At 55.1% G+C, this 13,024-nt stretch carries 11 protein-coding genes, 1 pseudogene and 1 CRISPR repeat array; of the genes and pseudogenes, 7 read left to right on the top strand and 5 right to left on the bottom strand.

The window, feature by feature from the left end:
- Nucleotides 1-31 precede the first annotated feature (31 nt).
- Nucleotides 32-463, bottom strand: a complete 432-nt coding sequence (locus tag E3E36_RS02015; protein WP_167894703.1) for a cobalamin B12-binding domain-containing protein — start codon at nt 461-463, stop codon at nt 32-34.
- Nucleotides 464-584: 121 nt separating this feature from the next.
- On the opposite strand from E3E36_RS02015, the pseudogene E3E36_RS02010 reads away from it, so the two are divergent.
- Nucleotides 585-1,238: pseudogene (locus E3E36_RS02010) on the top strand (PHP domain-containing protein); the annotation flags it as partial.
- 2 nt (nt 1,239-1,240) lie between these two features.
- A CRISPR array of direct repeats spans nt 1,241-2,892; the repeat unit is 30 nt; unit sequence CTTTCAATTCTCCTAGAGTCTTATTGGAAC.
- Between the two features lie 465 nt (nt 2,893-3,357).
- Here E3E36_RS02010 and E3E36_RS02005 read toward each other — a convergent pair.
- The 4 genes from E3E36_RS02005 to E3E36_RS01990 all read right to left on the bottom strand — a co-directional run bounded on the left by E3E36_RS02005 (nt 3,358) and on the right by E3E36_RS01990 (nt 6,398).
- The gene (locus E3E36_RS02005; protein WP_167893744.1) at nt 3,358-3,912 is read right to left on the bottom strand and encodes a Maf-like protein; all 555 of its coding nucleotides are present in this window, start codon (nt 3,910-3,912) and stop codon (nt 3,358-3,360) included.
- A gap of 170 nt (nt 3,913-4,082) precedes the next feature.
- Nucleotides 4,083-4,310 (bottom strand): hypothetical protein, encoded by a 228-nt coding sequence (locus tag E3E36_RS02000; RefSeq protein ID WP_167893743.1) that lies wholly within the window; start codon nt 4,308-4,310, stop codon nt 4,083-4,085.
- Nucleotides 4,311-4,541, bottom strand: a complete 231-nt coding sequence (locus E3E36_RS01995; protein ID WP_167893742.1) for a hypothetical protein — start codon at nt 4,539-4,541, stop codon at nt 4,311-4,313. It abuts the gene before it with no gap.
- 48 nt (nt 4,542-4,589) lie between these two features.
- A complete protein-coding gene (locus E3E36_RS01990; protein WP_167893741.1) occupies nt 4,590-6,398 on the bottom strand; it encodes a PINc/VapC family ATPase in 1,809 nt (602 codons plus the stop codon).
- A 109-nt stretch (nt 6,399-6,507) separates the two neighbouring features.
- Between E3E36_RS01990 and minD the strand changes: the two genes are divergently transcribed.
- The 6 genes from minD (at nt 6,508) to E3E36_RS01960 (ending at nt 13,002) form a co-directional block, all read left to right on the top strand.
- Nucleotides 6,508-7,245 (top strand): cell division ATPase MinD, encoded by a 738-nt coding sequence (gene minD, locus E3E36_RS01985; protein ID WP_167893740.1) that lies wholly within the window; start codon nt 6,508-6,510, stop codon nt 7,243-7,245.
- Nucleotides 7,242-7,985, top strand: coding sequence for an ATP/GTP-binding protein (locus E3E36_RS01980; protein ID WP_167893739.1), 744 nt, complete (start codon nt 7,242-7,244; stop codon nt 7,983-7,985). Before minD ends, E3E36_RS01980 begins: the two co-directional genes overlap by 4 nt.
- A 123-nt stretch (nt 7,986-8,108) precedes the next feature.
- Nucleotides 8,109-9,551 carry an asparagine synthase (glutamine-hydrolyzing) gene (gene asnB / locus E3E36_RS01975; protein WP_167894702.1) on the top strand — a complete coding sequence of 481 codons (1,443 nt, stop codon included), beginning with the start codon at nt 8,109-8,111 and terminating at the stop codon, nt 9,549-9,551.
- A gap of 143 nt (nt 9,552-9,694) precedes the next feature.
- Entirely contained in the window at nt 9,695-10,876 is a 1,182-nt protein-coding gene (locus tag E3E36_RS01970) for a cell wall-binding repeat-containing protein (RefSeq protein WP_167893738.1), read from the top strand.
- 37 nt (nt 10,877-10,913) lie between these two features.
- Nucleotides 10,914-11,942: a glycosyltransferase family 4 protein gene (locus E3E36_RS01965; protein ID WP_167893737.1), complete on the top strand. Its 1,029-nt coding sequence runs from the start codon at nt 10,914-10,916 to the stop codon at nt 11,940-11,942.
- A gap of 40 nt (nt 11,943-11,982) precedes the next feature.
- The gene (locus E3E36_RS01960) at nt 11,983-13,002 is read left to right on the top strand and encodes an L-threonylcarbamoyladenylate synthase (RefSeq protein WP_167893736.1); all 1,020 of its coding nucleotides are present in this window, start codon (nt 11,983-11,985) and stop codon (nt 13,000-13,002) included.
- Nucleotides 13,003-13,024: the final 22 nt, after the last annotated feature.

Genomic DNA, 13,024 nt, shown 5'->3' with positions numbered 1-13,024 from the left:
ATTATCCAGAGAGAAATTATAAATGTTAGCCTCAGCCCGACCGAAACTTTCTAAGTCTGGGGACGTTCTCGTCAATGAAGGATATTATCTCCCCTATCGGGCTCCCAGGGCCGAAGACCCGGGCAACGCCCATGCCCTCAAGCTGTTCGGCGTCGTCGGGTGGGATTATGCCCCCGGCAATGACGAGGACATCCTCGTTTGGATTGATGCCCCTCTCCTCAAGGAGCCGGAGTATCTTCGGTATGAGAACCATGTGCGCGCCGGAGAGGATGCTTATCCCCAGGACATCAACGTCCTCCTGTATAACGCTCTCGACTATCTGTTCTGGCGTCTGCCTTATGCCCGTGTAGATGACCTCAAAACCCGCATCACGCAAGGCCCTCGCAACGACCTTTGCTCCCCTGTCGTGACCGTCAAGTCCCGGCTTTGCAACGAGAACCCTAACCCTGGAGCGCTCGACCATTTCCACCACCGGCTTAGGTTTCGGGCCTGTCATATTTAAAGATTGTCAAAACTCAAGATTGGGCTTTACTTTGGATATTTTGTCCAGAAGGGTTTTTAATCGGCCCGGGGGAGTAACAGGTATGATGGGATTTCACCACGACGCTCATACGCATACCGTCCACTCAGATGGCACCTCAGGCATAGGGGAGAGCGTGGCGACTGCCGAGGAGAGGGGGCTGGGGCTGCTCGGAATAACCGACCACGTCCACTACCTCACCGGAAGGGTATTCAACCGCTATGTGAGGGAGATAGAGATATGGAAGGAGGAGGCAGAGCTAACGCTCTTGGCAGGCATTGAGGCCAACATAACCCACAGTGGAGTTGATGTTGCCGGCGGGATGAGGGAGAGGCTGGACTACGTGATAGCCAGCGTTCACCTGTGGCTCGACGACCCGGAGGAGTACATTGAGCTAGTCAAGCTTGCGCTCCTCGATGAGAGCGTTGATATAATTGGGCACTTTGGGGCAAGCTTTAGGTACATTGGGTACCCGAGCGAGGAGAGCATCAGAGAAGTCCTCGAACTCGCCGAGGAAAAAGGGAAGGCCTTTGAGATAAGCTCCCGCTACAAAGTCCCGGAGCCGGACTTCGTAAGGGAGTGCATAAAGCGCGGGATAAAGCTCGTCTTTTCGAGCGACGCCCACTGGCCCAAGGACATCGGGAACGTTGGATGGAGCGAGAAGGTGTTCAGAAAAGCCGGGGGAAGAAAGGAGGACTTGCTGTTCTCAGAGTTTTTATAGATTTGGTTCTTGTAGAGTCTTATTGGAACGAGGCGGGCGCCGATACGGCCGACATTATGGAAATATTCTTCAATTCTCCTAGAGTCTTATTGGAACCTGGTTCTACTGAAACAATCACAATCCTACCCCCTACCTTTCAATTCTCCTAGAGTCTTATTGGAACACCACCAACAAACAGTGATATACGAATATCAAACTTTCTTTCAATTCTCCTAGAGTCTTATTGGAACAGGTGAAAGAATGAGCTTCGTCCTCAAGCGTAAGAAGCTTTCAATTCTCCTAGAGTCTTATTGGAACTGACATCAAGGTCATCAAGAGGACGACCTACCTCTTCTTTCAATTCTCCTAGAGTCTTATTGGAACCCGAAATGTTACACCTTGCTCCGAGCGATGAGGAGAGCTTTCAATTCTCCTAGAGTCTTATTGGAACGTATGATATAGGCAAGGGCCAGGAGCAGGCCGGTCTTCCTTTCAATTCTCCTAGAGTCTTATTGGAACCCGAGTTGCCCTTCATAGGCTGGAAGCTCAAGCATTCTTTCAATTCTCCTAGAGTCTTATTGGAACCCTATACACGAGCGAAAGGCCTTTCGGGGGCTCCTCTCTTTCAATTCTCCTAGAGTCTTATTGGAACCTGACATCCCGGAAGTCCCGGCGTGGGAGCTTTATAATGCTTTCAATTCTCCTAGAGTCTTATTGGAACGAGGTTCCTGACCGTCGAGGGCTTTCCGATGGCGCTCACTTTCAATTCTCCTAGAGTCTTATTGGAACAATTTCAAAGCAATGATCCCGAAAAATAAAAAATATCTTTCAATTCTCCTAGAGTCTTATTGGAACTCAAGGGGGTTCAAGCTCCAGGGACTGCTGGACGCCACCTTTCAATTCTCCTAGAGTCTTATTGGAACAATCTCGCCGAAGGTGCTGGTTCTGGACTCGAAGGCTCCTTTCAATTCTCCTAGAGTCTTATTGGAACAAGCAACCTCGTTAAGGAGCTCTGGGACAACTTCAAGCTTTCAATTCTCCTAGAGTCTTATTGGAACCTCGCCAAGAGCGGGCTGGCCAACGCCGGGGATAAAACTTTCAATTCTCCTAGAGTCTTATTGGAACGGTGAAGGAGCTGGCGCCGCTCGGAAGAGCGATTTCAACTTTCAATTCTCCTAGAGTCTTATTGGAACGAGATGCGGCCTGGCTCGGCTACATCGTCGGTTCTGCCGGCACTTTCAATTCTCCTAGAGTCTTATTGGAACGAGTATGATGTATGACAGCGCCAGCACGTAGCCGGAGTCCTTTCAATTCTCCTAGAGTCTTATTGGAACTTGACTTCGACGACATCCTCATCTACGCCTACCACGCCCTTTCAATTCTCCTAGAGTCTTATTGGAACGGAAGACACACCTGTCCTTGTGACTGGCCCTAACTATGCTTTCAATTCTCCTAGAGTCTTATTGGAACTCGATTCTGTTCCTAACCCTAACCACCACGCCTCCTCCTTTCAATTCTCCTAGAGTCTTATTGGAACAAGTTGCTGGAGCGCCGACGCCAAGCTCTGGAGAACCTCTTTCAATTCTCCTAGAGTCTTATTGGAACTTGAAGAATTGCGACTTGTTAATGCCCATCTCGTTCACTTTCAATTCTCCTAGAGTCTTATTGGAACAGGGCGGCTTTTTCCTTCTTTTGCCATACAAAAGGATAAGAGGGCCCAATTCTTATAAGCTTTACTCCAGAGAGGTCTTCAAAACGGTACCTCCGCCCTTCTTTTCGGGGCGGGAAAATGGCGCGGTGGTGTAGCCCAGACATGCTACAGCGCCTCCGAAATTATGGACAACCATGTTCATGAGACTTCCGGGGGACAAAGAAGGGCCCGATCTGCAGTTATGATATTTTAACGGTCGGAATCCTAAAAATGAACGATTTAATCTGAGGGTAGACTCATTAGCGTGTTTAATGGGCCTTTTTGGAGACCTTGAAAAATTTTCGTCATGAAATACCTGAATTTGTGTAACAATTCGTCAGATACTAACAATGGATTATTAAAGACTCCCTGACGTTAGACTCGACTTCTTCTTAGAGAATATTGATTCAGACGGGAATTCTCTGAAAAAGAGAACCTTTCAGTGTGTTATATGACCTCAAAGCCCAGTTCCTTCAGCTTCCATACAATCTCCAGAGGAAATCCGACGACGTTGTAGTAGTCACCCCTGATCCACTCAACGAAGAGGCCGGCCCTCCCCTGTATGCCATAGGCACCGGCCTTGTCCATGGGCTCTCCAGTTCTGATGTAGGCCCAGATCAGCTCATCGTCGAGCTCCCTGAACTTTACCTCTGTCACGACTGCCCCGGAGTGCTCCTCGCCGCGGTGGACGATGCAATAGCCCGTCGTGACCCGATGAACCCTCCCGCTGAGGAGCTTCAGCATCCTGAAGGCGTCTTTCTCGTCTTTAGGCTTGCCAAGGACGTGGCCGTCTATGCTGACGACCGTATCGGCGCCTATTACCGTGCCTCCTACGCGGTTGTAGACCGCCCACGCCTTGGCCCTGGCTAGCTCAAGGGCACATTCAACCGGGTCATCGGTGTGACAGCTCTCCTCGACGTTGCTCGGGACTACTTTGAAATCCCGGATGAACCCTGCCAGCAGTTCCCGCCTCCTGGGGCTTCCCGATGCCAGAACCAGCATGGTAGTCCCTCCGGAAAAGGGTTAAAAAACCTTGCGAGAACAAACTCCGGCGATGAAGACAATTTCGCTAGCTGAGGGGTGATGAGTACCCTCGCAGCTGAGCCTTAGCTGGAGCTTTCTTCACGCTTAGTGCCCTTGATCCACTTCTCGATGCCCTTGCCCAGGGGACTCTATCCTTCTGGATCATGGACACCACGGCTCCTTTTTATTTCCTCAATCTCCCTCTCAAGTGCTTCTATCCTCTCCATAAACTCCCTCTGCACCTCCCCCACCTTCCACGTCAGCAGTCCAATGGCCGTGATTAATAGACCGACACCGATGCCGCCCATAACGCGGAGCACCAGACCAACGGCGCTGATGACCGCACCCACAGCTTCCATACCGCTTTCCCCGGCCATTCACTCAGCCTCCTTACTCAATCCTCTTCTGAGGTTCTCCAGCTCCTTCCTCAAGGATTCAACTCTGTCGTCCAGCTCCGAGACTCTCATGACGAGATAAACCAGAAGCACAATTAGCAGAATTCCGAAGAGAAGCTTCATCACTACATTACCTCCTGCAACAAACGGCATCATTATAATGGTCATGAAAAAGAGTGCTGCAAGGATCGCCGGAACGTCAGCCGTCTCCACTAATTACCACCATGGGAAAGAATGAATAAAACTATAAAAAGTTTCGGATCACGCCGTGGCCCATATCGGAATCCCTGCCTCGATGAGCCTCCTGAGCTCCTTCCCTATCGGCGTGCTCTTGCTGACCTTCACGAGACCCTTCTTGCTGGGCGTTGCAGTGAAGACGTACTGCTCGCCGCCGTAGAACTTGAGGGGCCTCTTTGCGTAGTCCGGGGAAACGCGGAGGACTATTGTTTTCTTCTTCTCCTCGACCTCAACGGGTATCTTCTCCTTGGGTCTCTCCGCTTCCCTCTCGGCGAAGCTCTTGACGTCGATGCTTATACCTATTCTCTTCTCCAGCTCAGTTATTCTCTTTCCCTTCTTGCCGATTATCGCCGGGATGTCGAACTCGTCGGCGTAGATTACCGCCTTGTGCGGGCTGACTATCTCCACCTCGGCGTAGACATCGGGCAGGAACTTCTTTATCTCCTGCTTGAGCCTCTTCTCGGCGAGCCTCAACGCTGGGGCCTTTTCCTCCTTCTTCACCGGGACGACGCTTACCTCTTCGCCGTAGGTGTAAATCTCGTACTCCAGCTCACCGGTCTCGAAGTCCCTGACCTCTATGACCGGCCTGGCAAGGTCTTCCTCCCTCATGCCGCTGGGCACCTTGACTAAGTATTCGAGTGTGAGAACCTTGGCGACGCGGCCGGCTTTTATGAAGATGACCGTGTCCACTATCTGGGGTATCATCCCCAGCTCGACCCTTCCTATGAAGCGCTGGACTGCATCGATAGGCTTGGTGGCGTGGACGACGCCGACCATTCCGACACCTGCCAGCCTAAGGTCGGCATATATCTTGAAGTCGCTCGTCTTTCTCATCTCGTCGAATATCGTGTAGTCCGGCCTGACCAAAAGGAGGATGTCGCCGGTGAGCTCCATCCTGCCGTTCAGGGCCGTGTACTGGGTTATCTCCTCCCCCACCTGAAGGTCGCGCGGCTTCTCCATGGTCTTTACAATCTTGCCCATGCTAGCGTACCACTCGGCCAAGGCCTGGGCAAAGGTCGTCTTACCCTCCCCCGGGGCACCTGCTATGAGTATCCCCTCGGCCCTCTCCTTCAGTCTCTCAAGGAGCTTCTCGCTCAGCCCGTAGTCCTCTATGCTGAGCTTCTTGACAGGCCTTACAGCTGTTATCTCAATCCTGTCGGCGAAGGGGGGCCTAGCTATGACTATGCGATAGTTTCTGAGCTGGACAACGGTCGCTCCGGGCTCGTCAAGCTCTATGAAGCTCTCCGGGTCTCTCCTGGCCCTCTCGACGATGTCGTCCGCTATTTCCTCAAGCTCCTCGTCGGTAAGGATTTCGTCCCTAACCGGAACGAGCCTCCATTCTCCGGGTCTCCCCTTCTTGGCTAGGGGTTTTAAGCTGGCCTTGAGGTGGACGCTCATCGTTGTTTCATCGAAGAAATCCTCCAAGCGGTGCTTGACTTCTTTCTTTGTGGTCAGATAGATGACGTCTATGCCCTTTGCTATGGATATGTCCCTCTGCACCTGGTCGCCGGTGATCAGCGTGGCGCTGAGGGTCTGGGCCACCTCCCTGACCATGTTGTCTATCTCGCCGGCCTTTGCCTTCCTTATCTGCCAGAGCTCGGGCCTCTCGCCGTGGAACTCCAGGAGTATCTCGTCCCTGTCCGCCATCTCGCGGAGCTTTTTGAGCTCCTCAAGTCCTACATGACCTATGGCCTTCCCCTCGTTGGCCTGGTGCTCTATCTCCGCAATGACCGCTTCCGGGATGACCACCTTGACCTTCTCTCCCAGCGTTGAAAGGAACTGGGTAAGCCTGCCGTCAACAATGACACTGGTATCGGCAACAAACACTTTCATCTTTCTCACCTCAAAAGTTCTTCAGACTCTCTCCTCCCTCCCCAAAGGGGTGCTACAACTAAAGGTTCATAAAGGTTTACATGCCAGAAAGTCTGGGGTTGATGCCGGGATGGGGCGGCTTATCTCAATCGCATCGGGTAAGGGGGGCACTGGGAAGACAACCACGACGGCCAACCTTTCAATCGCGCTGGGCAAAATGGGCTACCGGGTCTGTGCAGTGGACGCAGACCTCACAATGGCGAACCTCAGCCTAGTCATGGGGATAGACGACGCCAGCACCACGATCCATGACGTCCTCGCGGGGAACGCCACCATAGAGGAGGCCATCTACGCCACCAGATACAAAAATGTCCACCTGATCCCCGCATCGATAGACTGGGAGCACGTTATCAGGGCGGATCCGCGTAAGCTCCCTGGCATAATAAAACCCCTAAAGGAGGAGTTTGACTTCGTGATCATAGACTCCCCCGCGGGTCTCCAGATGGATGCCATGAACGCCACGATGAGCGGGGAGGAGGTCGTGCTGGTCACGAACCCAGAGATTTCCTGCATCACGGATACAATGAAGGTCGGCATAGTGCTGAAAAAGGCAGGACTGGCGGTTCTTGGTTTCGTTCTCAACAGGTACGGGAGGAGCGACACCGATATCCCACCCGATGTTGCCGAGGAGGTCATGGAGGTACCCCTCCTAGCGGTCATTCCGGAGGATCCGGCCGTCAGGGAGGCCACGCTCGAAGGGATGCCTGTGGTCGAGTACAAGCCCAAATCAGACGGGGCGAAGGCCTTCATGGAGCTCGCAGAGAGGATCACAAGGATAGCAGGCTTCAAGTCAAGGGTGATGAGATGATAATGGTGTTCATCGGCACTGCGGGGAGCGGAAAAACGACGCTGACGGGGGCCTTTGGGAAGTACCTGGAAAAAAACGGCCTCAGTGTTGCCTACGTTAACCTCGATACGGGCGTCAAAAGGATCCTGTATACGCCGGACATAGATGTGAGGGAACACGTGACGGCCTGGGAGCTGATGGACGAGGGGTATGGCCCCAACGGGGCGATAGTTGAGAGCTACGACAGGCTCCTGCCGGCGGTTGAAGAGTACACCGAGCGGGTGCTGGCCCTGGATCGGAAGAACGACTACGTTCTGATTGACACTCCTGGCCAGATGGAGACGTTTCTATTTCACGAGTTCGGGGTGAGGCTCGTGGAGGGCCTTCCTGAGCCCCTTTCGGTCTACCTCTTCGGCCCCGAAATCCTGAGGAGGCCCTCCGACTTCTGCTTTGTCCGCTTTTTTGGCCTCATGATAGACCTCCGCCTGGGAACCACCACCGTCCCCGCGATGAACAAGGTGGACACCGTGGCCGACCTCTCCAGCTATAAAAAGTACCTCGATGACGCTGAATACCTGACATCACGGCTGAAGCTGGAGCCGTCCACAGGGGCACTGCTGGCCTACAGGATGTGTTCGGTCTTTCCAGAGCTCGCGCCCCCAACGCGGGTTGTATACCTCTCTGCGAGGACGGGGGAGGGGTTCGACGAACTGGAAACCCTCGCCTACGAGCACTACTGCACCTGCGGCGACCTCACATAGTTCAGGCTGTCCCGACACTGTCTGAACATCCTTTCACCGCGGAGGCTCCTTTCTCATAACTTTCCCACGTTGAAAACGGGAACCCTTATCTCATCCTTTCAGAGAGTCTATGCGGTGGGGGACGTGTGCCTGATAGCTGGAGGCATCGGTGAGAACCTGAAAGAGCACCTGATAACGATGATCCAGGCCGGGAAACACCGGGGAGAGGACGCCTTCGGTGTGTGGACGGACACCGGTGTCCTTAAGTCGAAGGACTTTTCAAAGGTAGGAGAGATCCCGGACGGAAGCATCGGCATCCTCCAGTGCAGGCTCGCCATGACGGGCTCCCTCGACTACACCCAGCCTTTTTACAATGAGTTCGTGCTGGCCCACAACGGGGAGATATACAACTACCCCCAGGTCAGGGGCTGGCTCGAGGGCAAGGGGGTGTCATTTGAAACGGACGTGGACAGTGAGGTCATCCTGCGCCTTATCGAGTTCTTTATGGACGGGGGTGCGGGGATAGAGCGAGCTGTGGGGGCGGCAATGGAGATTCTCAGCGGCGACTACGCCGTAGCCCTCAGCGACGGGAGGAGGATATACCTTTTCCGTGACCCGGTGGGCGTCAGGCCCCTTTACTACTCCACCGACGGCTTCTTTGCATCGGAAAAGAAGGTGCTGTGGGCAATCGGGAGGGAGACCGTCCCGGTAAACCCCGGCGAGCTTGTTGTCATCTCTGAAAAGGGGGTCTCCAGGAAGCAGGTTTTCAGCTTGATGGAACTCAGGAGGCGGCGGCTCCCCCTGGAAACCGCGGTAGTGGCCGTCAAAAAAACGCTGGCCCACGCAGTGAGGATCAGGACACCAAAAAAAGTCGGAGTCCTGTTTTCCGGAGGCATTGACAGCTCCCTTGTGGCGCTCCTGGCCTCGGAGCATTCGGACGTTGTCCTGTACACCGCAGGGGCCGAAGGGAGCCCCGACCTGGAGTGGGCGAGGAGGGCGAGTGACCTGCTGGGACTGCCCCTCAAGGAGTACGTCTTTGACCAGGAGGACATCGCCGGTGCGGTCAGGGAAGTGGTCTTCGCGATAGAGGAGCCGAACCCGATGAACCTGGCCATTGGCCTTCCCCTGTACTTTGCCACAAAGCTGGCCTCAAGGGACGGTGTGAAGGTGCTCCTCAGCGGCCAGGGTGCGGACGAGCTGTTCGGGGGCTATGCCAAATACCTCCGGAGACCGGAGCTCATGGAGAAGGATCTGTGTGAAATGGGGGAGAAAAACCTAGCGAGAGACGATAAGATAGCCATGCTCAACGCCGTGGAGGGACGCTTCCCGTTCCTTGACCTTTCGGTTGTCTCGGCGGCGCTCGGCACACCTCTGGAGGCTAAGATAGGCGGCGGGGTGAGGAAGGCCGTTCTGCGGAAGGCCGCCGTTGAGCTCGGCCTCCCCGAGGAGATCGCTGGAAGGGAGAAAAAGGCCGCACAGTATGGCAGTTTTTCCCAGAAGATGCTGGAAAGACTTTCGAAAAAAGAAGGCCTCACACTCAGGGAATACGCGCAGAGGGTCTTCAGCGAGGTATTTAAACGGCAGTAAACCTTTCTGAACGTCCGTTAATTTTTTCCGGGCCAAAATTCCTCTGGCCACTCCCCTTATCCCCCAATTTCAAACATACGCAAACAGTTTCGTGAAAAAGGCTTAAATACGCCTTTTTGCAACTGAAAGAGGGTGGTGCAGTGATGTCCAGGCAAATCATCCCCGTGATCATGATGTTCATACTCATCGCGGGATCCTCACCGGCGTCCTTGGCCTCTGCCTCCGAAGGGGGCCAGGGGATAGCCATCCTTGTGAGTGACAACGGGGCGGATATGGCGGTGGCCCAAAACGTCGGGGAGCTTCTCGGTGCGGAAGTTTTCGTCAGCCCGTGGGGAATGTATAGCGCCGAAATAAGCGCCGAGATCCTGAGCTCGGAGCCCGAGAGGGTGATAATAATAGGCGGCCCTGTGGCGGTCCCCGAGGAGTACACCAAGGATTTCAGCGTCTTCGGAATATCCTACGAGCGCTGGTACGGGGAGACGAGATACGAGACTAACCGCGCGGTTATGTCCGCATTGAAGGAGGAGTTCCCCTCCGTCTTCAGCGGAATAACCACCGTGGTAATAGCAAACGGCCGCGACATCCTGGCCATAGAGGACTACATGAACAGGTACGCTGGCAAATCCGTCCTTATTCTGACGGACGCCGGGAGGGAAGCGCTTACCATGCAGGTGCTCCGGGAGTTTGGCTCTCTCTCTGAGGTGAAGTACATTGAGACCGGCAGCTTCCCTGTGGACAAGAACGGACTCGGCTCGTGGATCAGGACACACTTCGGGAACGTATCTTTTGAGAACGTCTCCCCGGCACCGGGGCCCCTTGAAGTCTACTCACTGCTTACCGTGGTGGAGAACAGAACTAGGAGGGCGGAGGGGCTCCTTGACGGACTCCAGGTGCCACAGGCCAAAAAGAAGCTCGAAAGCGCGAGGAAGGCCGTGGAACTGGCGTGGGAGAAGTACCGCATGGGACGCTACGAGGAGGCATACAGGCTCGCCGTAAAGGCTGGGACTGACTCGGATTTTGTTATCGCAGCAGCGTATCGGGAGCTCAGAACTGTTTACCAGGGGTCGCTGGAGCTCCGCCTGCGCATCGAGCTGACAAACCTTGAAGTCATGGCAGGTGTCCTCAAGAGGAGGGGCTACGATGTAAGCGACATCGAGGCCCTCCTGGACAGGGCCAGGGGCGCCCTCCAAGAAGGTGATTATTCTACCGTCCTCAACGACCTGCTCCCCAGGATAAGGGGGATGCTGGCCGAAAAGACTGTCAGGAGGGCCGCCAGCAGGGGTTCCGGCCGCTCGCCACCGGCAAGAAGGCCCGGAAGACCATAATCCTTTTTAACGTCCTTTCTTATTCTCTCTGGTCAAAATGAAGGTTCTGATGGTCGGACACTACCCTCCTCACGGTGGCGGCGTTGCAAACCACCTTGACAGCCTCGTGAGGGAGCTGAGGAAGCGCCACGAGGTCCATGTTCTGACCTATGGGCCGGTAAAGCCCAGGGATTTTGAGGAGAAGTTTGTGCACCAGGTTCACGTCCCACAGGTCTACGGCCTCAGGGGGACGAGCTTCGCTTTTCTCGGATCAAAGAAAATAGTGAAGCTCCACAGAAGGCTCAACTTTGACCTCGTCCACGCTCACTTCGTCGGCACAACGAGCTTCGCCGGTGTTCTGGCCAAAGAAAAAACCGGCCTGCCCCTTGTTGTGACCGCACACGGTAGCGACCTGGAGCACACGGCAGAGCTGGCCCTGGGGAGGTTCTACGTGAAGAAAAGCCTTCTTGAGGCGGATGCAGTCATAGCCGTGAGCCACTGGCTGGCGAAAAAGGCGCTCTCGCTGGGCGCCCCGTCGGTCAGGGTAATACCGAACGGGGTGCGGGAGCTTGGGGGTGTCAGGTCAAAGACACGGTACATCACCTTCATCGGCGCCCTCCGGGACTACAAGAGCCCCGAAACGTTCATAGGGCTGGCTAGGTACTTTCCAGACAGGGAGTTCCTCGTCGTCGGGGATGGACCGCTGAGAAAAAGGCTCGAAGAGAGCGCACCCGGCAACGTCCGCTTCCTCGGCTACAGAAAAGATGTGGAAAAAATCCTCTCCGAGAGCGCCCTCCTTGTCCTCCCCTCCAAAAGGGAGGGCTTCGGCCTGGTGGTGCTGGAGGCCGGCTCACTCGGGGTTCCTGCGGTGGGGAGGCGTGTGAGCGCGATTCCTGAGCTGATACGGGACGGAAAAAATGGGCTGACGTTCCGAGACTTTGACGAGCTCGTGAGGGTGGTTGAGGAGCTCCTTGAGCCAAAGAGGAACGTGAAGGCCGGCAGAACAGGGAAGAAAGTGGCGTCAATGTACTCGTGGGAGGCCGTTGCCAGGGAAGTCGAGGACGTCTATCTGTCCGTTCTGGGATAGCTTTTTAACCGCTTTTTAGCCCCTCGCTTCGGGTGAGAAAATGACGGTAGTAATCAACATGCGAGACGGAGCTGACGAGAGGGGCATAAAGATAGCCGCTAGGTTCATACTTGGGGGAAAGCTCGTGGCCTTTCCCACAGAGACGGTTTACGGCCTGGGGGCGGACGCGCTCAATGCTAACGCCGTGAGGAGGATATTTGAGGCCAAGGGGCGACCTGCTGACAATCCCCTGATAGTCCACATAGCGGATTTCAGAGACCTGAAGAAGCTCGCCCGTGATATTCCCAAGGAAGCGAAGCTCCTGGCCGAGAGGTTCTGGCCGGGGCCGCTCACCATGGTGCTTCCCAAGCGTGAGGAGGTGCCGATGGTAACAACCGGTGGCCTCGACACCGTTGCGGTGAGAATGCCCGCCCACCCCATAGCCCTCGCCCTGATAAGGGCCAGCACGCCGATAGCCGCTCCCTCAGCGAACATAAGCGGAAGGCCCAGCCCTACCCTTGCGGAGCACGTAGTGGACGACTTCTACGGAAAGATCGAAGTGATAATAGACGGCGGCGAGACCAGGATAGGCGTGGAGTCAACGGTTCTCGACCTGAGCTCGGAGAGGCCCACTCTTCTGAGGCCGGGCGGCCTGCCCCTGGAGGAGATTGAGGGGGTTATCGGGGGGGTGGAGATTCACCCGGCCGTCAGGGGGAAGCTCGTTGACGTTGCCCGCTCCCCCGGGATGAAGTACAGGCACTACTCGCCGAACGCCCAGGTTGTGGTCGTTGAGGGGAGGCGCGAGAACGTGAGGAAAAAGATAGCCGAGCTCATTGAGGAGTACCGTTCCAAAGGCCTGCGCGTCGGCGTCATGGCGACAGAGAGGTATGAGGCCGACGAGTTCTTCCACCTGGGAGAAACTGATGAGGATGTAGCGAAGAACCTATTCAGGGCCCTCCGCGAGCTTGACAAGAGGGGTGTTGACGTCATAATCGCCGAGGGGGTTGAGGAAAAGGGCCTTGGCTTTGCGGTGATGAACAGACTTAGAAAGGCAGCGGGGTACAGAATAGTCTGGGCATAGACAACGCTTAAATATTCGGACT

Origin of the sequence: Thermococcus sp. M36, assembly GCF_012027355.1 — an archaeon.
Classification (GTDB): Archaea; Methanobacteriota_B; Thermococci; order Thermococcales; family Thermococcaceae; genus Thermococcus.
Note: the sequence above shows the minus strand (reverse complement) of the source record. Positions and strands in the feature narration are given on the sequence as shown.

Bases quoted from the DNA above. Each gene is read 5' to 3' on its own strand.
- E3E36_RS01980 (WP_167893739.1), top strand. From the start codon at position 7,242: ATGATAATGGTGTTCATCGGCACTGCGGGGAGCGGAAAAACGACGCTG.
- E3E36_RS01970 (WP_167893738.1), top strand. From the start codon at position 9,695: ATGTCCAGGCAAATCATCCCCGTGATCATGATGTTCATACTCATCGCG.
- E3E36_RS02005 (WP_167893744.1), bottom strand. From the start codon at position 3,912: ATGCTGGTTCTGGCATCGGGAAGCCCCAGGAGGCGGGAACTGCTGGCA.
- minD (WP_167893740.1), top strand. From the start codon at position 6,508: ATGGGGCGGCTTATCTCAATCGCATCGGGTAAGGGGGGCACTGGGAAG.
- E3E36_RS01965 (WP_167893737.1), top strand. From the start codon at position 10,914: ATGAAGGTTCTGATGGTCGGACACTACCCTCCTCACGGTGGCGGCGTT.
- E3E36_RS01960 (WP_167893736.1), top strand. From the start codon at position 11,983: ATGACGGTAGTAATCAACATGCGAGACGGAGCTGACGAGAGGGGCATA.
- E3E36_RS02015 (WP_167894703.1), bottom strand. From the start codon at position 463: ATGGTCGAGCGCTCCAGGGTTAGGGTTCTCGTTGCAAAGCCGGGACTT.
- E3E36_RS02000 (WP_167893743.1), bottom strand. From the start codon at position 4,310: ATGGCCGGGGAAAGCGGTATGGAAGCTGTGGGTGCGGTCATCAGCGCC.
- E3E36_RS01990 (WP_167893741.1), bottom strand. From the start codon at position 6,398: ATGAAAGTGTTTGTTGCCGATACCAGTGTCATTGTTGACGGCAGGCTT.